At 41.3% G+C, this 19,246-nt stretch carries 23 protein-coding genes and 1 pseudogene; 7 read left to right on the top strand and 17 right to left on the bottom strand.

Annotated elements, in window-relative coordinates; genetic code table 11:
• Window positions 1-89: 89 nt before the first annotated feature.
• Together FGM00_RS11955 and lysA are read right to left on the bottom strand one after the other, a co-directional pair.
• The gene (locus tag FGM00_RS11955; protein ID WP_236262770.1) at window positions 90-590 is read right to left on the bottom strand and encodes a thioredoxin family protein; all 501 of its coding nucleotides are present in this window, start codon (window positions 588-590) and stop codon (window positions 90-92) included.
• Between the two features lie 120 nt (window positions 591-710).
• Window positions 711-1,952, bottom strand: coding sequence for a diaminopimelate decarboxylase (gene lysA, locus FGM00_RS11950; protein WP_138853130.1), 1,242 nt, complete (start codon window positions 1,950-1,952; stop codon window positions 711-713).
• Between the two features lie 286 nt (window positions 1,953-2,238).
• On the opposite strand from lysA, the gene FGM00_RS11945 reads away from it, so the two are divergent.
• From FGM00_RS11945 to FGM00_RS11930, 4 genes are all read left to right on the top strand, one after another.
• Window positions 2,239-2,880, top strand: coding sequence for an LON peptidase substrate-binding domain-containing protein (locus FGM00_RS11945; protein WP_138853129.1), 642 nt, complete (start codon window positions 2,239-2,241; stop codon window positions 2,878-2,880).
• A gap of 300 nt (window positions 2,881-3,180) precedes the next feature.
• Entirely contained in the window at window positions 3,181-4,374 is a 1,194-nt protein-coding gene (gene sucC / locus FGM00_RS11940) for an ADP-forming succinate--CoA ligase subunit beta (RefSeq protein ID WP_138853128.1), read from the top strand.
• Between the two features lie 212 nt (window positions 4,375-4,586).
• Window positions 4,587-5,549: a lipid A deacylase LpxR family protein gene (locus FGM00_RS11935; RefSeq protein ID WP_138853127.1), complete on the top strand. Its 963-nt coding sequence runs from the start codon at window positions 4,587-4,589 to the stop codon at window positions 5,547-5,549.
• Between the two features lie 511 nt (window positions 5,550-6,060).
• Window positions 6,061-6,399, top strand: a complete 339-nt coding sequence (locus FGM00_RS11930; protein WP_138853126.1) for a hypothetical protein — start codon at window positions 6,061-6,063, stop codon at window positions 6,397-6,399.
• A gap of 46 nt (window positions 6,400-6,445) precedes the next feature.
• Here FGM00_RS11930 and FGM00_RS11925 read toward each other — a convergent pair whose 3' ends face one another.
• Window positions 6,446-6,841: a DUF1456 family protein gene (locus FGM00_RS11925; protein WP_138853125.1), complete on the bottom strand. Its 396-nt coding sequence runs from the start codon at window positions 6,839-6,841 to the stop codon at window positions 6,446-6,448.
• A gap of 124 nt (window positions 6,842-6,965) precedes the next feature.
• Between FGM00_RS11925 and FGM00_RS11920 the strand changes: the two genes are divergently transcribed.
• Both FGM00_RS11920 and FGM00_RS11915 read left to right on the top strand, forming a co-directional pair.
• Window positions 6,966-7,367, top strand: coding sequence for a TerB family tellurite resistance protein (locus FGM00_RS11920; protein WP_138853124.1), 402 nt, complete (start codon window positions 6,966-6,968; stop codon window positions 7,365-7,367).
• A 356-nt stretch (window positions 7,368-7,723) separates the two neighbouring features.
• Entirely contained in the window at window positions 7,724-8,149 is a 426-nt protein-coding gene (locus FGM00_RS11915; protein WP_138853123.1) for an Hsp20/alpha crystallin family protein, read from the top strand.
• 200 nt (window positions 8,150-8,349) lie between these two features.
• On the opposite strand, the gene FGM00_RS11910 is transcribed toward FGM00_RS11915, so the two are convergent.
• From FGM00_RS11910 to FGM00_RS11875, 8 genes are all read right to left on the bottom strand, one after another.
• Entirely contained in the window at window positions 8,350-8,721 is a 372-nt protein-coding gene (locus FGM00_RS11910; protein ID WP_138853122.1) for a DUF6326 family protein, read from the bottom strand.
• A 428-nt stretch (window positions 8,722-9,149) separates the two neighbouring features.
• Entirely contained in the window at window positions 9,150-9,728 is a 579-nt protein-coding gene (locus FGM00_RS11905; RefSeq protein WP_138853121.1) for a Crp/Fnr family transcriptional regulator, read from the bottom strand.
• Between the two features lie 164 nt (window positions 9,729-9,892).
• Window positions 9,893-10,363: a SusC/RagA family TonB-linked outer membrane protein gene (locus FGM00_RS11900; protein WP_138853120.1), complete on the bottom strand. Its 471-nt coding sequence runs from the start codon at window positions 10,361-10,363 to the stop codon at window positions 9,893-9,895.
• A 40-nt stretch (window positions 10,364-10,403) separates the two neighbouring features.
• On the bottom strand, window positions 10,404-10,826 hold the full coding sequence (locus tag FGM00_RS11895) for a hypothetical protein (protein ID WP_138853119.1): 423 nt from the start codon (window positions 10,824-10,826) through the stop codon (window positions 10,404-10,406).
• Entirely contained in the window at window positions 10,807-11,322 is a 516-nt protein-coding gene (locus tag FGM00_RS11890; protein WP_138853118.1) for an RNA polymerase sigma factor, read from the bottom strand. Before FGM00_RS11890 ends, FGM00_RS11895 begins: the two co-directional genes overlap by 20 nt.
• Before the next feature lie 256 nt (window positions 11,323-11,578).
• Window positions 11,579-12,622, bottom strand: a complete 1,044-nt coding sequence (locus tag FGM00_RS11885) for a helix-turn-helix domain-containing protein (protein WP_138853117.1) — start codon at window positions 12,620-12,622, stop codon at window positions 11,579-11,581.
• A 371-nt stretch (window positions 12,623-12,993) separates the two neighbouring features.
• Entirely contained in the window at window positions 12,994-13,437 is a 444-nt protein-coding gene (locus tag FGM00_RS11880) for a DinB family protein (RefSeq protein WP_138853116.1), read from the bottom strand.
• 239 nt (window positions 13,438-13,676) lie between these two features.
• Window positions 13,677-14,018 carry a MerR family transcriptional regulator gene (locus FGM00_RS11875; RefSeq protein WP_138853115.1) on the bottom strand — a complete coding sequence of 114 codons (342 nt, stop codon included), beginning with the start codon at window positions 14,016-14,018 and terminating at the stop codon, window positions 13,677-13,679.
• Between the two features lie 165 nt (window positions 14,019-14,183).
• Between FGM00_RS11875 and FGM00_RS11870 the strand changes: the two genes are divergently transcribed.
• Entirely contained in the window at window positions 14,184-14,516 is a 333-nt protein-coding gene (locus FGM00_RS11870; protein WP_175416220.1) for a hypothetical protein, read from the top strand.
• Between the two features lie 71 nt (window positions 14,517-14,587).
• Here the strand turns inward: FGM00_RS11870 and FGM00_RS11865 are convergent, their stop codons facing one another.
• From FGM00_RS11865 to FGM00_RS11840, 6 genes and pseudogenes are all read right to left on the bottom strand, one after another.
• Window positions 14,588-14,851, bottom strand: coding sequence for a hypothetical protein (locus FGM00_RS11865; protein ID WP_138853113.1), 264 nt, complete (start codon window positions 14,849-14,851; stop codon window positions 14,588-14,590).
• A gap of 146 nt (window positions 14,852-14,997) precedes the next feature.
• Window positions 14,998-15,861 carry a tetratricopeptide repeat protein gene (locus tag FGM00_RS11860; protein ID WP_138853112.1) on the bottom strand — a complete coding sequence of 288 codons (864 nt, stop codon included), beginning with the start codon at window positions 15,859-15,861 and terminating at the stop codon, window positions 14,998-15,000.
• A 166-nt stretch (window positions 15,862-16,027) separates the two neighbouring features.
• A complete protein-coding gene (locus FGM00_RS11855) occupies window positions 16,028-16,768 on the bottom strand; it encodes a hypothetical protein (protein WP_138853111.1) in 741 nt (246 codons plus the stop codon).
• A 498-nt stretch (window positions 16,769-17,266) separates the two neighbouring features.
• Window positions 17,267-17,578 (bottom strand): annotated as a pseudogene (locus FGM00_RS11850) (transposase); the annotation flags it as partial.
• A 54-nt stretch (window positions 17,579-17,632) separates the two neighbouring features.
• Window positions 17,633-18,190 (bottom strand): REP-associated tyrosine transposase, encoded by a 558-nt coding sequence (locus tag FGM00_RS11845; RefSeq protein WP_138853110.1) that lies wholly within the window; start codon window positions 18,188-18,190, stop codon window positions 17,633-17,635.
• A gap of 105 nt (window positions 18,191-18,295) precedes the next feature.
• On the bottom strand, window positions 18,296-19,207 hold the full coding sequence (locus FGM00_RS11840) for a hypothetical protein (protein WP_138853109.1): 912 nt from the start codon (window positions 19,205-19,207) through the stop codon (window positions 18,296-18,298).
• Window positions 19,208-19,246 lie beyond the last annotated feature (39 nt).

Here is a 19,246-nt window from a genome sequence, read left to right as displayed (position 1 = left end):
CGTAATTGTGGTACTACAGTCTCAATAAATAAAAACGGGCATCCATTTACTGGACGCCCGTTTTTATTTATCATACTCTCATTAGTAGCTTATTCATCTTTTGCAGCGTAGGTCTTCCAGTCTTTCTCTTTGTAGATATCATCACCAAAATACTTGGCGATATCCAAGAAGGGTTTTGGTTTTTGATATCCCGGTACGGGAGAAAGCATATTCATTTCTTCATCCAAAAAGATTGTGGTGGGGTAACTCAATTTTCCTTGCATCAACGCGGCTGCCAGTTCGTGATACCCTTTCCTTCCCGAGGGTACGAACTTGTATGTTTTTCCTTTAAATTCGATATCTTCCTTTCCTTCGCCGTCCAGTTTCACCATATAGTATTTCTCGTTCATGTACGCTGCGACCTGGGCGTTCTGAAAGGTATCCTTATCCATCTTCTTGCACCATCCGCACCAGTCGGTGTAGACATCCACGAACATCTTTTTGGGATTTTCGTCGGAGGCTGCCAGTGCGGTGGCCTCCTCCCAACTGAGCCAATCGACTTCTTGGGCTTGTACGGAGATATAGCTTAGGCCAATGAAAAGAAAAGTCATTAACTTAAATATAGGTGGGGCAAAAGATTTCATACTACTCGTTTTTCGGGTTAGTCCAAATACTATACCAAAACTAACGAATTTGAGCCTTCTTTATTTTAGTGAAATAACCTTTAAAGCTTATTTAACCGTGGCTTTTTCTTTTTTTGCATCGAACAAGTTTTTGACATCCACCTGATTCTGAATCAGATTGTCGAAATTTTCACGTTCGCGGATCAAATGTGCTTCGTTTTTATACCATAGCACTTCAGGCGGGCGAAAGCGCGAATTATAGTTGCTTGCCATGGTGAAGCAATAGGCCCCGGCATTCTTAAAGCTGAGGATATCGCCTTCCGAAATTTCGTTGATCCGGCGGTTGCTGGCAAAGGTATCGGTCTCGCAGATATATCCTACGACAGAATAATAGCGCTCTCTACCTTTAGGGTTACTGATATTTTCAATCTGGTGCGAGGCCCCATAAAGCATTGGGCGGATCAAATGGTTGAACCCCGAGTCTACACTGGCAAATACCGTTGAGGTCGTCTGTTTCACCACATTGACCTTGGTCAGGAAATACCCGGCTTCACTCACCAGAAATTTTCCTGGTTCGAAAGCCAGCGTTAATTCTTTGCCGTATTCCGCACAGAATTCATTGAAACGGGTGCTGAGTTTTTTACCCAATTCTTCAACATTGGTCTCGATATCCCCTTTTTTATAAGGAACCTTAAAACCGCTACCGAAATCGATAAAATCGAGATTCTTGAAGTTCTTGGCGGTTTCGAACAGTATTTCAGAGGCGTACAGAAAAACATCGATATCGAGAATATCGCTTCCCGTATGCATGTGTATACCGTTGATGTTCATTTTGGTCAATTCAACAATACGCAACAAATGCGGAATCTGATGTATGCTGATACCGAATTTCGAGTCGATATGACCCACTGAAATATTTGAGTTGCCGCCCGCCATCACATGCGGATTGATGCGGATACAAACGGGAATATCGGGATGCTTGCCACCGAACTGTTCCAAAATGGAAAGGTTATCTATATTAATGCGTACTCCTAGTTTGGCAGCCTCCTCTATTTCTTCCAAGGAAACCCCATTGGGTGTATAGATAATCGACTCAGGTTTGAAGCCGGCCATAAGTCCTAATTGTACCTCTTGTATGGACACGGTATCGAGTCCGCTACCCAAGGTATTCATGAGCTTTAGAATGTTGATGTTCGATAGTGCCTTTGCCGCATAGTTCAGCTGCAAGTGTTTTACACCGCTAAAGGCCTTGGTCAATCGGTTGTATTGTGAAATAATTTTCTCAGCGTCGTAAACGTAAACGGGATCCCCGTAGGTCCCGGCAATTTTCAATAAATCAGCTTGTCTCATACCATCAATGCATTTTCCCCAAATTTAAGCGGTTTCAGAGACATTTACCAAATTAACCTAGACAAATTTTGATAAATGCAACAATTTGTTATATTTAAAACAATAATAGGTATTGACCTCAAACGTATTCTTCTTGTAGCAATGACTTTTGAATCGTACTTTTAAGAAATTATGGTGCTACCTTTGTCACTGAGGTAACGATTTCATATAACGAAACAAGTCATTTAGGCTAAGTTTCGAATCTAATGGGTATATCTCAATTTCCACAAACAAAATTACACTACGTATGACCTTACCTTTTTTTCCGTTGCAATCTATTTTTTTTCCAGGGGAAACAGTTCCCTTGCACATCTTTGAGGAGCGGTATAAACAGCTCATTCGCGATTGTAGGAAGGAGGCACTTACCTTTGGTATTCCAGTGTACATCAACAATGGAATTGCCTATGGCACCGAAGTACAGCTGGTAGAGGTGGTTACCACATACGAAAGTGGTGAAATGGATGTCGTCTGCGTCGCCCGACAGGTATTCAAAGTCGAAACTTTTGAAAATCAATTGGATGGAAAATTGTACGCCGGTGGCAAAGTAACTTTTTTGGAAAACATTTACGATGCCGATGACGAGACCAAGAAAAAGGTATTGGCGGGTATCGAGGAACTCTACCATATGATGGAAGTGCCTTTTACGGATATTCCGCTGGATAAATTCCACAGTTTTGTATTGATCCATAAAATGGGTCTCTCTATGGAACAGGAGTATGAATTACTATTAATGACTAGGGAAAGTGAGCGCTTAGCCTATATTTTGGAACACCTCAGAAGCACCATGGTTGTATTGAAAGAGGTAGACCGCACCAAAAAGACCATTGAACTCAACGGCCATTTCAAAAATTTTGACCCCTTGGATTTCAAGGGTCTTGATATTGGCTGAGTTGCCCTGCAATACACATTTTGCAATGAGAGGTCTCGGGCTTTTGAAGTCAGATCGATGAAATAATTCCATCCAGCTTATCCGTATTCCGTAACGGCGTAATAGAGGGATTACCGACGACCAAGAATTTAGGTTAGACCCATTGCCGCTGGTTGTAGGATGCATACAGCCATGAACACCTAAAAACTGTACCTTATCTTTTAGTGTAAATCCGTTTCGTTTCCTATTTTTGCATCCGAACTAAGAAACGGTGTAATATAATCGACAGCTTTTATACGGTTTCTATTATCCACCTCATATATGAACCTTCACGAATATCAAGGAAAAGAAATTTTAGCCAGTTTTGGTGTACGCATTCAACGTGGCATCGTAGCACATAACCCGAAAGAGGCTGTAGAGGCAGCCAAGCAATTGACCGAGGAAACCGGAACAGGTTGGCACGTCATCAAGGCGCAGGTACATGCCGGAGGCCGAGGTAAAGGTGGAGGGGTAAAGTTGGCTAAGAACTTGAAAGAAGTCGAAGAAATAGCCGGACAGATTATCGGGATGAACTTGATTACCCCGCAAACTTCCGCTGAGGGCAAGTATGTAAGCAAAGTTTTGGTTACCGAAGATGTATATTATCCCGGCGACAGCGAAACGGACGAATTTTATATGTCCGTTTTATTGAACAGAGGAACAGGTCGCAATATGATCATGTATTCTACGGAAGGGGGAATGGACATCGAGGAAGTTGCCGAAAATACGCCACACTTGATCTTTCATGAAGAAATTGACCCTTCAACGGGATTACTGCCATTTCAGGCGCGGAAAATCGCTTTTAATCTTGGGCTATCGGGAACAGCGTTCAAAGAGATGACCAAATTCGTCGCCGCATTGTATAAAGCCTACGAGCAGAGCGATTCCAGCATGTTCGAAATCAATCCGGTGCTGAAGACTTCCGATGACAAAATTATGGCCGTTGATGCCAAAGTATCCATAGATGACAACGCCCTTTTCCGTAGAAAGGATTATGCCGCGATGCGCGATTTAAGCGAAGAGAATCCCATTGAAGTCGAGGCGGGTGAAGTCGGTCTGAACTATGTAGATCTAGATGGTAACGTGGGCTGTATGGTAAATGGTGCAGGCCTTGCAATGGCTACGATGGACTTAATCAAAATGGCAGGAGGAGAGCCGGCCAACTTTTTGGATGTCGGTGGAACTGCCGATGCCAAAAGGGTAGAAGAGGCTTTTCGGATTATCCTAAAGGATGATGGGGTAAAAGCCATATTGATCAATATTTTCGGAGGAATCGTAAGATGTGATCGTGTTGCACAAGGTGTTGTTGACGCCTACAAGAATATGGGGGATGCGATGAACGTACCCATTATCGTGCGTCTTCAAGGAACCAACGCGGAACTGGCCAAAGAAATTATCGATAATTCGGGCTTGGCGGTGCATTCGGCCGTACAATTCCAGGAAGCTGCCGACAAGGTGAAGGCGGTTTTGGCATAGTATTGCGAACCATACAATACCGTGAGCTTCAATTTATAAAGTGAAGCGGCAAGAATATAGGAAGGGCAACGTAAGGTTGCCCTTTTTTGACATCCGTCTTGGAAACACGACCGCTGCAAATATCTCATGGAATCATGCCAGTGCTCAAGTCCCAGTTGTTAGCCAATCGAGCCTTTACTAAAACTTACAGTGAATTTATACGTAAGTGTAGTATGCGAAAAAGTATTTTATGGCACTTCCTTGTTCTGATGTTGCCAACGAGTATCCTGTGTCAGAAAATTGACCATATGGTCTCCTTTCGGGATATGCAAAGTGAACGGTATTTCCGTTTCAACTATGACAATGATTTTTTTGCGGCGGCAGATCGGAACTACACCCAGGGATATGCTTTGGAGTTCGTGCTGCCTGTCTTACAAAAGAATCCAGTCAACTTCCTTTTCTTCAAACCCAAGGATGTGACTTTCCGATATGGTATGGCGCTGGAACATATCGGTTTTACACCTGACGATTATGTAAGCCCTAGTATTCAGTTCGAAGACCGCCCATTTGCCTCGGCGCTTATGCTTAAAAGTTTCGTAATTGGCACTGATACCATGCGTAGGGCACGGCTTTCCCAATCGTTCAGTATGGGAATCATAGGCCCATGGGCCTTCGGGGAGGAAATGCAAGTGGGTATTCATAGGGCCATAGGGGATAAAATCCCGGGAGGATGGCCCAACCAGATTGCCAACGATGTTGTTGTGAATTATCGCCTTGCCTACGAAAAGCGGTTGTTCCGTTTTCGGAATGCTATTTCGTTACAGGCGGATACCGCTGTGCAATTGGGCACGCTATTTACCAATGCTTCTTTCGGGATGAATACGACAATTGGGTTACTAGACGACACCTTCGGTCCCAAATCCGGCACCACCAAGTTCAGTGCATACCTGTTCGTACGACCGTTGGTTCATGTAGTCGGTTATGATGCCACCCTGCAAGGGGGTGTGTTCAATAGGCGAAGTCCGTATACCATAGCTACCGCAGATATTGAACGTTTTACCGCCAGTTTGGAATACGGTGCGATTCTCAAGACGGGTACGCTCTATTTTGAATATACCAGAGCGAGCAGTACGCGAGAATTCGAGACAGGGAGTTCGGCCAAGTGGGGCGGAATCAAAATAGGATTTGGATTTTAAAAACCCCCAACGCATTTTGTTGGATAAATATGGCTCGGTATATTGAATCCGATTTTCTTCATAACAAGTATCCAATACCATGATATCTTGCAGTTCGTCTTTTATTTTTTCGATTTTTTTGAAATTGGTATTACGGCGGTGTCTCGTATTTATATACACTGCTAAGGTGCTATCACACATCGTTTTACATTAGCTTCCGCTTTGGATTTTATCTGGAAAAAGGGGATTTTTTTGATTAAAATAATGTTAAAGCGTGTATTCGCTGTAACATTCTCATTTCTGAGACGTCTTTTTAGTGTATTCAATAATTGTAAAGTCCCCCCGATTGAGAACAAAAGTTCTTTGTACAAAGTTGAAACGCGTTTGAAGTGCTGCAGCCGACGAACGGGAATCAATAACGTAAAAGTAAAACTAGGGTTCTATTGGGGTTTTGTATTTTATTGGATCATCATCAATCACATTAATCAATTAATAATCAGTCCGTCATACGGTGGACAAAAACGAACAAATCATGAGAAAGTTAAGTATCACATTGATAGCTGCAATGCTATTCGCCACAGGAAGTTTATTTGCAAATGATTTTAACAAGGGTAACGAGCCGACCAAGAGCTTGTCCGAACAAATCGGAGCCCTGTTGGAGCAAAATTCCTTCTCCCAAGACCAGGATGGCAAAACCGCCGAGGTCATTTTTATTCTCAACAATGAAAAAGAAATAGTCGTACTATCCGTCAATGGAGCGGATGATACGTTGGGTGGCTTCATCAAAGCACGCTTGAATTATAAGGCTGTGGAAATGAGCAGTTTTGAACCTGGAAAAAAATATGCCGTACAAGTGAGAATAACGGTATAACCCAATTGGTGGTGGTAAAAATCCTGATCCGACCTAGTTGTCGTGGTCAGGATTTTTTGGTTCCGCGTGACTGCGAAGGTTTATTCTTGAATTTAACCGATGGCATGCCCGGATCTACTTTTTTACGTTGCAATTGTTTGAAACTCGGTTTCTTGGGATTCGGAATCGACTTTTTGGTCTTATTACCTTCTTTTGCCAGTACATCGCCCGGACATTTGGGATGCTCCTTGGTCCCGCGGAGGTGTATGACAAGCCCGTTCAAAAAATTACGCAAAATCTGGTCCCCACACTCCATGTAATTCGGATGGTCTTCCTTTCTGAACAGGGCCCCTAATTCACTTTTACTCACCTTGAAATCGACCAATTTCAGGATGTCGATAATATCGTCATCACGCAACATTAGCGCTACGCGCAGCTTTTTAAAAACGTCGTTATTGGTCATATTTCTAATTTTTGGCAAGGTATTACAAAATACCGATAGTATGGTGTTGTAGGGAGACCCAATACGAAAATGCTATATTTGGAGTTATATACAGGTATGGGAATTGTTCAAAACCCTGATCGCAATGAGTACCTACAAAGAAAAATTAAGTATTTTATCGGAAATGATCGCGTTTGCCAAAATCGATAAGAAAGTTGGTGAACCCGAATACAATTTTCTTTTGGGCGTGGCGCTGCATTTAGAGGTAGAGCGGGAGGTGTTCGACTCCCTTTTTGAAAAAGAGGTCGAACATGTGGTCTTAAAGACCGAAGCCGATCGCATTATCCATTTTCACCGTTTGGTTCTTCTGATGAACGTTGACAAGAAATTACTTCCTATAGAGATAACACGTATTCATAATATCGGATTGGGTATGGGATTACCGCCCTCCGCTATAGACCAAGTACTGGTACTCATGCACAAATACCCGGATAAAATCATACCGCCCAAGGTGTTGATCGATATTTTCAAGGCGCACTACAATTAGTATTTTCTATTTAATTTTTTAAGTCGTTTCTAGAACGCGAGATACTCTTGTAGTAGCCATCGTATTGATGGCATCCCTTTTTTAGTCATGGAGCTGACAGCCTTCAGGTAATCTTTCAAGCCATTCCCGAATGCCTTCCAATTCGCTTTTACACGAAAAGCCACGACACACCAGTCATATAAGGGATGTCAAATTTCGATGCAGATGAAGCCAAAACATCATTCTTTCACCGAATTAACGCCAAAAAGTCAGTAATTTCAGCTTTATATCTGACGTAATGACATGAATTTTGCGATGGTATGGCTTTTGCCTTTTGGATAAGCGTTGACAAAATGTTTAATCTAAAATCTAAAAATATGAGTCTAGTAAAAAGAAACAATGTAGTTTTTCCTTCATTAATGAATGAAATTTTCAAGCCTGATTGGTTCGGCGGAATGGAAAATTTTAATACCAATAGTCCTGCCGTAAACATCAAGGATGGGGAAAAGCAATTTGAACTTGAACTTGCGGTGCCAGGGAGAGAAAAGTCCGACTTCAATATCGATGTGGATAACGATCTTTTAACGGTGTCCTATGAAGTAAAGCACGAAGAGAATGAGGATACCGGTAAATATACCCGTCGGGAATTCTCTTTCAGCTCGTTCGAAAGACGTTTTACCTTGCCCGAGAGCATTGATGCGGACAAAATCGAAGCAACCTACGAAAACGGAATTTTGAAATTCGTTTTACCCAAAAAGGAAGAGGCTTTGCCAAAACCAAAAAGGGTCATAGAGTTGTCCTAAGATGTTAAAAAGTTATGCTGCTGCGTCGCTAGACGCAGTTGCATAGTACCTGCTGTTAGGCAGGGTTAGTTTGGTTGGTTAGTGGAAAAGCGTTCTGGTCTTTTGATTAGGGCGCTTTTTTTGTTGCTATGTTTCATCAATTGCGGTGATTCATTAGTCCAGTGACTGTTGGAAAGTACTCTTTTACTGAAAAAAGGGATTTAAAGTTCAAGTTCGACCCATTTCCAAGCAGTTGTTAGTATGAGAAGCAATGCCAACACTTCTATGGTGGCACAGATGATATAATGTGGCGTTAAACTGCCACCTCCAATTACGAAAATTAGGGTAATGATGGCAGCGCCCATATTGAGAAAACGATTCAGCCTATGCTGTAATGCCCTGGAGAAATAAATCATCAAAATAGGAATATTGCTCAAAGCCGCTCCGATGGCCATCATGGTCTGCACTTCGCCAATAATATCCCCAAGGGTATTGCCTTGAACGAGCTCCACAAAAATGGACAGCACATCGGCAAAAATGAGATTGAGCATCACCACTGTCCACAGCGTTGATAATTTGATTTTTACATCCATAATCCCTCTAATTTCTGAACAATAAAAGATTGAATCCACCAGGTAAGTATCATTTCCGGATATTGAATTTTGGCCGTTCATCTTCCAAAACCTAATACATAGGGGTCAGGTGAGTGTCGTATTGCATCCCTTATTGAAACGTACACAAAAACTTACTAGGGCGATGGTTGCAATCGTCTTCTACCTACCGTAGCTTTATGGCCACAAAGTACGCAGCGTTCGGGTGATTTCTCGTTCACTTAAGTTAAGAAAGACAGCTGGGTAAGGATTTTTGTTGGTGAATAGTTCAGCGATAAATTCCAATCTGCGCCATTTGTATGGGTTTTGATAATAGACAGGTGCACTGCCAACTGCTACTGCCTACTGGCAATTTAATTTCTGCGGTAAATTTGAACATCATTACCAAGGGTGCTTCGATCTCGAACGTTTTACCCCTGTTTTTCGGAAAGTCTTTTGCGTATTCTACTCAAGGATTGCGGGGTAAGACCGAGATAGCTGGCAATATGGTACTGCGGCACACGCTGTAATAGGTCCGGCCTAGTGGCGCGTAAATGTACATAGCGGTCTTCGGCACTGGTAATTTTATAATGGGTAAACAGCTCCTGTTGCTTTTCCAGAATCACTTCCCCGATAATTCTGCAAATCGTTTCGAATTGCGGGTATTTTTGAAACATTTTGGCTTCATGTTCTTGGGAGCCAACGTTTAAAGTGCAGTCCTCCATACATTCCAAAAAATGTCTACTAGGCACTTCTTTACCGAAATTTTTCGGGATGACGGGTTGCCCTTCGGTGTATAGTTCTAGCGTCACATCTTCCCCATCCTTGATCAGGTAGCTTCGTACACAGCCTTTTAGTACAAAAAAATTCTCTTTTGCGATGCTGTTTTCGTCTAACAGCACGGTACCTTTTTGGAAAGTCTGAATATCCGAACTTTCAACTACTACCTTTTTGAGCTCTTCGGATAGGTGCACATGGCTTGATATGTAGGCGACCAATTCATTCTCCATTCTCTTCGGATTTTTGCTGTTCCTGTGCAATTTAAAGGGGTGATTACCCTCCAAAGGACGGTGCTTTACAAGCTTTCAAATATAAGAAATCAAGCTTCCTTATTTAGCGATAAAAAAACTGGTCTCTTTATTCGTTTATAAGCAGGTATGGATATGGCAATACATCATTCTTTGGTATGCACTAGAATGACCCCATTGGGCGCGTTATATTGGTCAATGGCCGCCTGACCTTTGAGAATATTAATGGTCGCAATGGTGTCCGGCGACATTGAAGACAGTACTGCCTTGGTAGAGATTTTTCCATCGATGATCACCATCGGGTCTTCTTCCCCGGTAATGATGCTTTGGTCATTGCCTTCAACTGATGCCGCCTTTTTGGAAGCTTTTTTGGTGGTAATCAGGATTACTCCGTTTGGAGCGTCATATTCCTGCGCTGCTTTTTCATTTTTGATGACATTTACGGTCGCTATTTTACTTTGATCCAGTAAATCAAAAATGGCATGGTCGTATTGTATCCCATCAATATAGACAGCAGGCTTTTTTTCTTCTTTGATTTCCATCTTCAATTGATCCTGGGCGACCATAGGAACTATGGAAACAAAGCAAAAGGCTAAAGCGATTATAATTTTTCTCATAATTGAATTTATTTTGAACGTTAATATTACTAATCTACGGTTATTCGTTGCTTGTGTACACAATGACCAGCTCATCCTCGTACACGATATTTTTGTTTCCTGCAATCTGTTGTTCTTCTGGAAACATGGTAAAGGCCTCGTTTAATAGTGCTTGCTTTTCTTCATATCCCATAGTGGTTTTTGTGGGATACATCAGTACCGCCATTATGATAGCTATGGTCGCGGCCACTCCTGATATGCCTATGAATATTCGTTGCTTCCTCCTTTTTCTGGTTTGGATAGCTGCCGCAATCGTACTCCTTAAATGGGCCGGGGCGACTTCCTTGTTGTGTTTCACATAGGTCGACCACTTTTCAAGCTCCGGAGTATTCTCCTCATGCTCAAAAAGCGTGCGCTCCTCTGCTAAGGTGCTTTCGGCAGCCAAATACTTCTTGATTATATCCTCAAGTTTTTTGCTTTTCATAGCTGTATATTTCTTTTAATCGGATGCCTACTTGTTTTCGCGCCCTAGAGGCCAACACCCGAACATACGGAATTTTTAGATTGAGGGCGGTGGCTATTTCCGCGAACTCGAAACCATCGATATCCCGCATCTGCAGAACCTCGGCCTGTTGCTCCGGTAATTCTTTTAAAATGCTAGCGATGATGGTATTCAGTTCTTTCCATTCCACCTCGTTCGAATTGTTGTCTGAAACGAGGAGCCGCAATTGGTATTCGGTAGCATCCAGATTCGGTTTTTTCTTTTTTAGGAGGTCCAAACAATGATTACGTGCCGTTAAGAATACAAAACCAGGAATATTCGGATGGTTTTCCAGTTTCTTTCGTCGTTTCCAAAGCTTCATCATGATATCCTGAACCGCATCTTCGGAAGCTGTGTCCTCTAAGAGCATTCGCCGCACCATAGGATATACCCGATCGGCAAGTGATAGTATCTGATTCTCAAAGTCTTTTGTGTTCATCTTCTACTACAATAACGAAAAAGCGCCGGATGTATAACAGTAGGGATGCGAAAAAATGGATTTTAAGATGCTCTCAAACCTAAACGGGTATGTTCGGCCGAAGATTAAAGATTATTCATTTATTCTTCACTTGTTAGTAAAAAGACCCTCCTGCCGCTATGTTTTTAGGAGGATTTCCCAGAGTCCATAAAAAAATACCTTGGGTTATGAAGTGGAAGACTTCGCAAATGTCTAGCGTAATGCCGTAGGGTTTCTATTAGGAATATTTGCTCCCTTGATCTTTTCGCTGCTTGCTTGAACGAAATTCAGTTGGGGTCATCGCGTAACGTTCCAAGAAAATCTTTGAGAGATAACTTTTTGAATTCAGCCCGATTTTATATGTTATTTCGGAAATCGAATATTCCGATTCTCCGAGTAATTTCTTCGCGAGCAACAATCGTTCGTTCTGGATGAACTCATTTACCGACATTCCGTAAATCGACCGGAACCCATTCTGTAGTATATTGGTGCTAAGGCCAAACTTTGCGGAAAGCCCTTGAACGGTGGGGAGGTTTTCCAGATTGTTTTTAATGTATTCCGCCGTTTGCTTGATAAATCTAGTTTGGTTTTGTCGAAAAATACTGCGTTTGTCGGGTAGTTTAGTATCATCGAGGTATTGTTCCAAAAAGCTTGAAAATATCTCGTAAGCCTTACTCTCGAGATATAAAGACTTGTTCATTCCCTTCAGCTGACAATTTTTGAACTCTTCGATCATTACCCCGATATCGTAGCTGAATTGGCCTTTATAAGAAAATGGCATCACACCATTTGCATCGCGAAATAATCCGGACAGTTCCATGTCAAGCTCATCACTAAAATCAATGATTCGATTTTCGAACAATTTTCGGTTGATTTCAATCGAAAACAAATCGGAACCTTGCTTCGCCGGAATCATAAATTTATGATTATTCGTCGGGGTACTTGCGACGATGATTACTTCCGAAAAATGCACCTCTGTAAAAGATTTTTCATTCGCCAACTTATGAAAGAAGGTATCGCCCACATTAAAAATTAACTTTAAAGGGTGTACCATTTCCTTTTGCAATTCAAAATGGAAATCTTTCTTTAAGGTGTATTTTGTAAGAATGACACCAAAGCCATTTTGGAAGGAATAAGACTTTACGTAGCCAGACCCGAAGTCGGGTGGAAGCTCGATGGCCACCTCGTCTTTATGTTCAGTATATTCCACACCAAGCTCGTCACCCATCGATATAACAACTGCGTGCGGATTTTGGTCTGTTATGGTTAACTTTTTCTTCATACTACGGCAAAAGTGTTGAATGATATGCCCACCTGAGATGAAAACGGGGTATGAATAAAAAAATAAGTTATTCTCGGCCTTTTCAATTTACAATAAAATTTTAACTTCATAGCATTACTATCGGTATAAAGGTCTAGTTTTAAGAACCAAACCTTCACTAGGTGTGCGTAAGAAATAAACTTTCAGAATAAGTTTTGGCAAATTATATAGATTGAAATAAAGAAATTATCTCATTTGCAGTCATTGTTGGCTTATTCGGTCGTGCTGTAAATTCCCTAACTTACGTAAATTAAATTTGGTCCGTAAAACATGGCATATGACGACGGCACAATCTTTAAAAGTCTGAATATGACATGAGCGATGGTGCAATCCTACCGATCAAAAAATCTTCGGTGGTAATGCAATTGTCCTAGATGATAGGTCAAGTGCCCGTATAAGTGGAGTAGGGTAACCACCATTCCCGTTTCCTCGGCCGTTATTTTTATCGGAAAATTATCTTGCAGCTGTTCCTCATCCAGTTGATGAATGCCTTTTTTTACGACTGCTATCGTTTCGTCGAGTTCTTGCAGTAGGGTAGTGCGGGGCACATCTTTGGCCGAAAACTCAAGTTCCCGTTGCCGAACATATGGCTCCTGGGCTAAACCTTGGCCGATATAGGTTTTTAGGTTTCCGATAAGGTGCAGGCATAAGTTACCGCCCGAATTTTTGACGGTATCGGTCACTTCCCAAAGAAGGGCTTCATCCGTATAGGCTTCTAGTTCCGTTTTTACCTTGTTGAGGTCCCGTTCAAATAATACTAACAGTGCTTCTTTCATGGTTGGTGGTTTGGGTACAGGGCAATGTCCGCTATAGACTTCTAAAAAAACCGAGACATGGTCTTTGGTAGCATTTAAAAGTACAAAAACCATAGGAGTAGCGCTGTAGCTTTCCTTTTTAATGTCGATGAATAATTGCTACGTTAAGACCTGTGAACTTTCGACGACGTGCTCCGATATGGACTTGCGTTTGCCGGGGTTGGTTTCAAGTTCGTATGCTTTGATTATCAACAGAATCTTCAGTTATCGACCAGTTGAATTAGCGCATCCCTTGTTTCTTGTAATTCCTTTATTTGCTTTTCGATTATTGCCAGCTTTTTCTTGAACGCCTTATTTTTGTCCACGCACTGGTTGGGATTTGCATCCTTTTGGTCAAGCAGTTCCTTACACTCCTTCAATGTAAATGAAAATCGTTGCAGATACTTTATGATTTGTATTCGTTTGACATTCTGTTCGCCATAGTCCTTGTAATTGTTCCACTCAAAGGGTCGACTGACTTCCGTCAACATCCCTCGACTCTCGTAAAATCGAATTGTATCCCTTGAAACTCCTGTTTTCTTGGATAATTCCCCAATCTTCATTTTTTCTACTATTTTATTTGACCATTGACTATAGTCCACTGTTTACATTTGTCAAATATATCGCTTAAAATATTATTGATGGAAGCAAATAATACCGAACATAAAAGAAGTCTTTTGAGGTTTTTATGGGTAATTCCCATTCTTGTAATGCTAGTCACAAGTATAATGAAATTGATAAAAGCTGCATCCTTGGTAGCCAATTTTCAAAAATTGAATGCTGTCGAATGGATGTTGCCTTTTGGAATCATACAATTTACCAGCGTTGTTCTGTTTCTCCTTCCAAAGACCAGGCGAATCGGTTTCTTCCTACTTTGTAGTTATTTGGGTGGAATTATAGCTACCCGGGCATTACATGATGTAAACCACATCGGCATTGCATTGATTGTAGTACTATGGATCGGGATGTTTTTTGAGGACAAAGCCTTATTTAGCTACGGAAACCAACCGAAGGGTCCAAATCACGGATTTCGATCTTTCTCAGATGATCGGTATCCTTAAAATGCAAATCGGAAACCAAGAAAATGAAGTCGTGGAAAATTAAACAATTTCAACTTAGTCAGGCATACAGCCTAGCTATTCGCTTTTCGGGATGCCAATTCCTTTTTTATTTTTTTGATCGAACTGAGTTGAACGGGAATACTGGCGCCACAGGCAATTGCTACGACCAGCAAGGCCATATCCGTCGCGTTGTCTTCCTTGGTTATCATACCGTAAATGGTGACCGCTGCCAAAACAAGGCAAATCCCCAATACCACACCGGAAATTGCTTTTTGTTTTTTGATTTCGGATTCTAGTTCCGATACCGTTTTTGATTTCAATTCCTCTTCTTTCATAATGGAATCTCTTTTTTGAGAAGTGAAGATAATAATTTAACGTCGTCCTGCTATTCCTTAGATATATCGTATAAACCAACCAAAGCGTGTAGCTTAGACCATCAATTATCTTCTGCTACCCAAGATTTGTTAAAAGAAAAAGTTGATTAGTTGATCGTGTTAAAACCTACCAAGATCTCGGGCGTTTCAAAATCGTAGAATGAAAGATATACGATGGTTTCTTTCTGTTCCCCTTTGTCGTTTTTATAAGTGATACGGTATTTGTCTAAAGTCGCCAGACCAAGGAGACCGTTCTCTGATTTGTATGAACAGCAATTTCCAACCCTTTCATAGGCAATCGGATTTCCTAGAGCATCCCGCAACAAATTCAAGTAAGCCCTTTGGTTAGCGGGTCCGCCATTTGGTCCCGTTCCGGATTTAATGGGATTCTCGGGAGTGAATCCATAGGTTTCATCGGTCGATTTCTCAGTCAACCGAAGTATTGAATGGGTTGCAGGTAAAGTTGTGTCATTACATTGATCGACCTTCTTTTGAGCTTTGTAGGATCCGAGCTCAAGAGATTTGTTGAAGTCCAGACAGGCAACCTCTTTTTTATCGAGCAATTCATAGAGCAAGCCCCTATTATAATATGCATCAACATAACTGCTATCCAATTCAATTGCTTTATTATAGTCGGCCATTGCCCCATCGTAGTCCGTCAAATGTTTTCTCGAAGTCCCTCTATTAAGGTAAACTTTTTTATATCCTGGATAAAGCGCTATGGTCCTGTTGAAATCCTCAATAGCTTCTTTTTCTCTTCTTAACATAGCTTTGGCCATTCCTCTGTTGTACCAAGCTACATATTCATCCGCGTTAAGTTCTATTGACTTGTCCAGAAGAGCGATTGCGGCCTCCAGTTCGCCTGAATATGCTTTTTTCATTCCTTGATTGTAGAAATCTTCCGCAGTTTGGGCGTATGTATTGATTAGGGCGAACATTGTACAAACAATTAATCCAGTTCTCTTCATCATATATGTTTTAATTTTTTGGTGACGGCTTGGGCTATCGCGATATACAAGTCATTCCATCCTAGCCTGTCATTTCGCTAGCGCGAGCGTCACCCTTGTACCCAGACTAATGGTTATAGTGCCATTATGCCTAATTGCATACCTTAGCGCTTGCCAGGGGCGATTTTTTTCAGTTGCCATAAGCATTAAGCACATCGGTAATAAGCCCAAGCCATAAATCTTTTGTACCGTCCACGTCACGACGCACCCAAAAATGATAACTGGTCTCACTCCAATTCCAATACGCATACGTATCAAGCACCGACGGAACCATTGATCGATATCCTCCTTCGGGCCAGCTTTCGTCTTTTATTCCGCTTTTAAAATTTGAGGTAATGCTTTCAAATTCATCCGGATATTCCTGGGTGATTTCATGAATATGTTTGTGCTTTCTTAAAAAATCGAGGATGCCGTATTGTTGAAGTAACGGTTTTGTATTCGCAACAAACGCTTCCTCATTCATGAGTATCAAGGCGCTTTTGTGCAATTGTGTAACGAATTTGGGATTGTAGTGACCAAACGAATATTTAGCGTCAAGGTTAAGGGTATCTCCGGTATGCGGACCACTTAGATAGATGGGATAATCCAACATTGCCTGAAACCGCTTATACGTCACTAACGAACGGACGTATTCGTACTTGTTGAGTAGCCAACCATCTGTAAAGCCATAATCAAATTGCCACCCTTCTCGAACCGGTGTAAATGTGGCCTGATCTAGGTTTTTTGCTAGATAATCTAGCGTCGTTTTTATGTTTTCCAAGGTAGCTATTTCAGCAGCTACCTGATTTTTTTTCTCTTTTCCTGCGCCACAAGAAAGCAAGCCTAACAGTATCAGGGTGAAGATGATGAGTACAAGCCAGGTTCTTTTCATTTGTTTATTTGTCAGATTATGATTCATCGCAGAAATCTCAATAGAATTTCAAACGTTTTGTGAAGTTACCAATATTTGCGAAAGATATTGCGCGCGGAAAATATATAGATTCCTACAAAAACGAAGCAGACTATTTTTTTGACTTACTAAAAAAAAGAATCGTAATTATGGCTGCAAGAATGGCCGTGACTATTGCTCTAATCCAGTCTATTTCTTTGTGGACGATGTAATCGTAAATAATAAATCCTAGTGTGAATCCAAGTACCATCTTGAGATTCTTTAGGTTAAAAAAGTCTTTCATACTGTTTTTTTAAAATGTGTAGCGGGGCTTCGGTAGCTTCTAAAAGTACAAAAACCTTTGGCCAGCGCGAGCGTCACGCTCGTGCCGGAACCGCTAATCATATATCCATCAAGCCTAAGTTGATGCCCTCATTGTTGATTTTCAATATGATATCCCTTCCGCTAGCGCGAGCGTCGCGCTCGTGCCCAGACTAATTATTATTGTTCCATCATACCTAAATGCATACCTTGATTATCGATTTTCAAAACGGTATCATCATCGGCAAAATTTCTCGCACTGCTATATTTCCAGGCAATAGGGTCGGTAACAAAACCTGATTCAACAGGATTGTTATGTATATAGTCAATCTTTTGTTTTATCACTTTTCCGCTCCATAATTCTATGGGTTTGTTGTGTTGCTGCCAGAACTGTCTTTTGGCAACATTACTCTTCTTCTTACCGGCCCTTTCCATCATCCAAAGCAACCACTCTTTTCTGCTTTCTTGAGGATTCTCTTCAATGGCCTTTACTCTTCGCTAGCGCTCGTCTGTGACGAGTGACCGTATGAGTAAGCAACCCAACACCTATTGCAAAAACCCAATAGCATCAATCTCAAAAGCAGAGTCTTGTTCGGCAATGTTCCTTGCACTACTATATTTCCATTGTGTAGGTTCTGTCACGAAACCGGCTGCTACGGGATTATTATGTATGTAATTCAATTTCTGTTTTATAACCGCTGTGCTCCAAAGTTCTATGGGTTTGTTATGATGTTGCCAAAATTGATATCGTGACGTGTTTCCTTTTTTCTTCCCGGCTCGTTCAAACATCCAAAGCAACCATTCTTTTCTGCTTTCCTGTTGATTGGTTTCAATAGCCTCCAATACTTTCTTAGCCGTATGTTTCTTGAAATCACGCAGTAAACCGGTCGGGTCTTCACTGGAATCTCGAAAAATAAAGTGTATATGGCTGGGCATAAAACAATAAGCGAAGAGTTCCATTCCTTTATGTTTTCGACAATAGGCTATGCTATCAACTAAAATCTTCAGATAAACCTCCCTTGTAAATACATCGATCCAATTCACGGTGGCAAACGAAACGAAGTACGGAGCTGTGGGATTGTGGAATTTATATTTTCTGCTCATCGAATACTAAAAATACGAAAACCACGGTTTTCATTGAAGGGTAGTATGCTCTAATCTGGTTCGGCACCCGTCACAGACGAGCGCTAGCGGGGGGACAGACGAGCGCTAGCGGGGGATATCGTAAATTTCAGCCTCGGAAACACCCTTACGCTTTGTCGTGTTCGAGACCACATCACCATGTTCATTACGAACATAGTTTACGCTACTGTACAGTTCTTTCTCCTTCCAATCCACCCATTTCATCGGGTCGGTGTTTTCGATGCTATCGTCACCATTATGAATAACCGTTTCCGCTACCTCGGTAACCTCTGTATTGATTATTTCTGATGGGTTTTTAGGTGGTAATTTTTCTTTTTTCTCCTGAAAATACAACCGTTCGATGATGTCTCCATTTTCATTATAGACGTATTCCTCTTTTGACCTTGTTTTGTTACGTGCAATTTCTATTTTACCTATTTTTTGTTTCAGGTCATTGTACTTGAATAATTTACGAGCATATAGCGTATCGTTTTTATCCAAGGACTGTATTTCCATAAGCAAATCATCTTCGTAGATGTATATGTCGGTGCCCGTGGTTTTGCCCACACTCGAAATGGTTCTTTCTGCAACGATGATACCATCTTCATTGAAAATTTTTTGTTGTTCAAAATCCGAAATCTTGATTTTCTTAAGAAGTCTTCCCGTTTCATCATAAACGGACTTTAGCTTGACAGATGGTAAGGTATCATCTTCGATGGTATAGGATTCTTCATATTCGAGCAGTCCTTCTGCATTATAGGTAAAGGCTCTCCGAAAAACTTGGGTACTATCAGCTTTTAAATAGTGATGATAAGTGATTTCACCATCTAAATTGAAGGTTTGATAGCCAATGTTCTCGAGTTGGTTATTCTTACCAAAGTATAGGGTTTCAATCGATTTGATTTTTTGAGCCGTATCGTCTTCGCTATTTTGACCAAACGTAATGGCGCTAAAAAACAGGAAAAAGAAGATCTTTGGTATAAACGGAGTACATTTCATTGGTTGATATTTCCTAATTGTTATGCCCGAGTGCTCGGG

This window comes from Aggregatimonas sangjinii (assembly GCF_005943945.1).
GTDB lineage: Bacteria > Bacteroidota > Bacteroidia > Flavobacteriales > Flavobacteriaceae > Pelagihabitans > Pelagihabitans sangjinii.
Note: the sequence above shows the minus strand (reverse complement) of the source record. Positions and strands in the feature narration are given on the sequence as shown.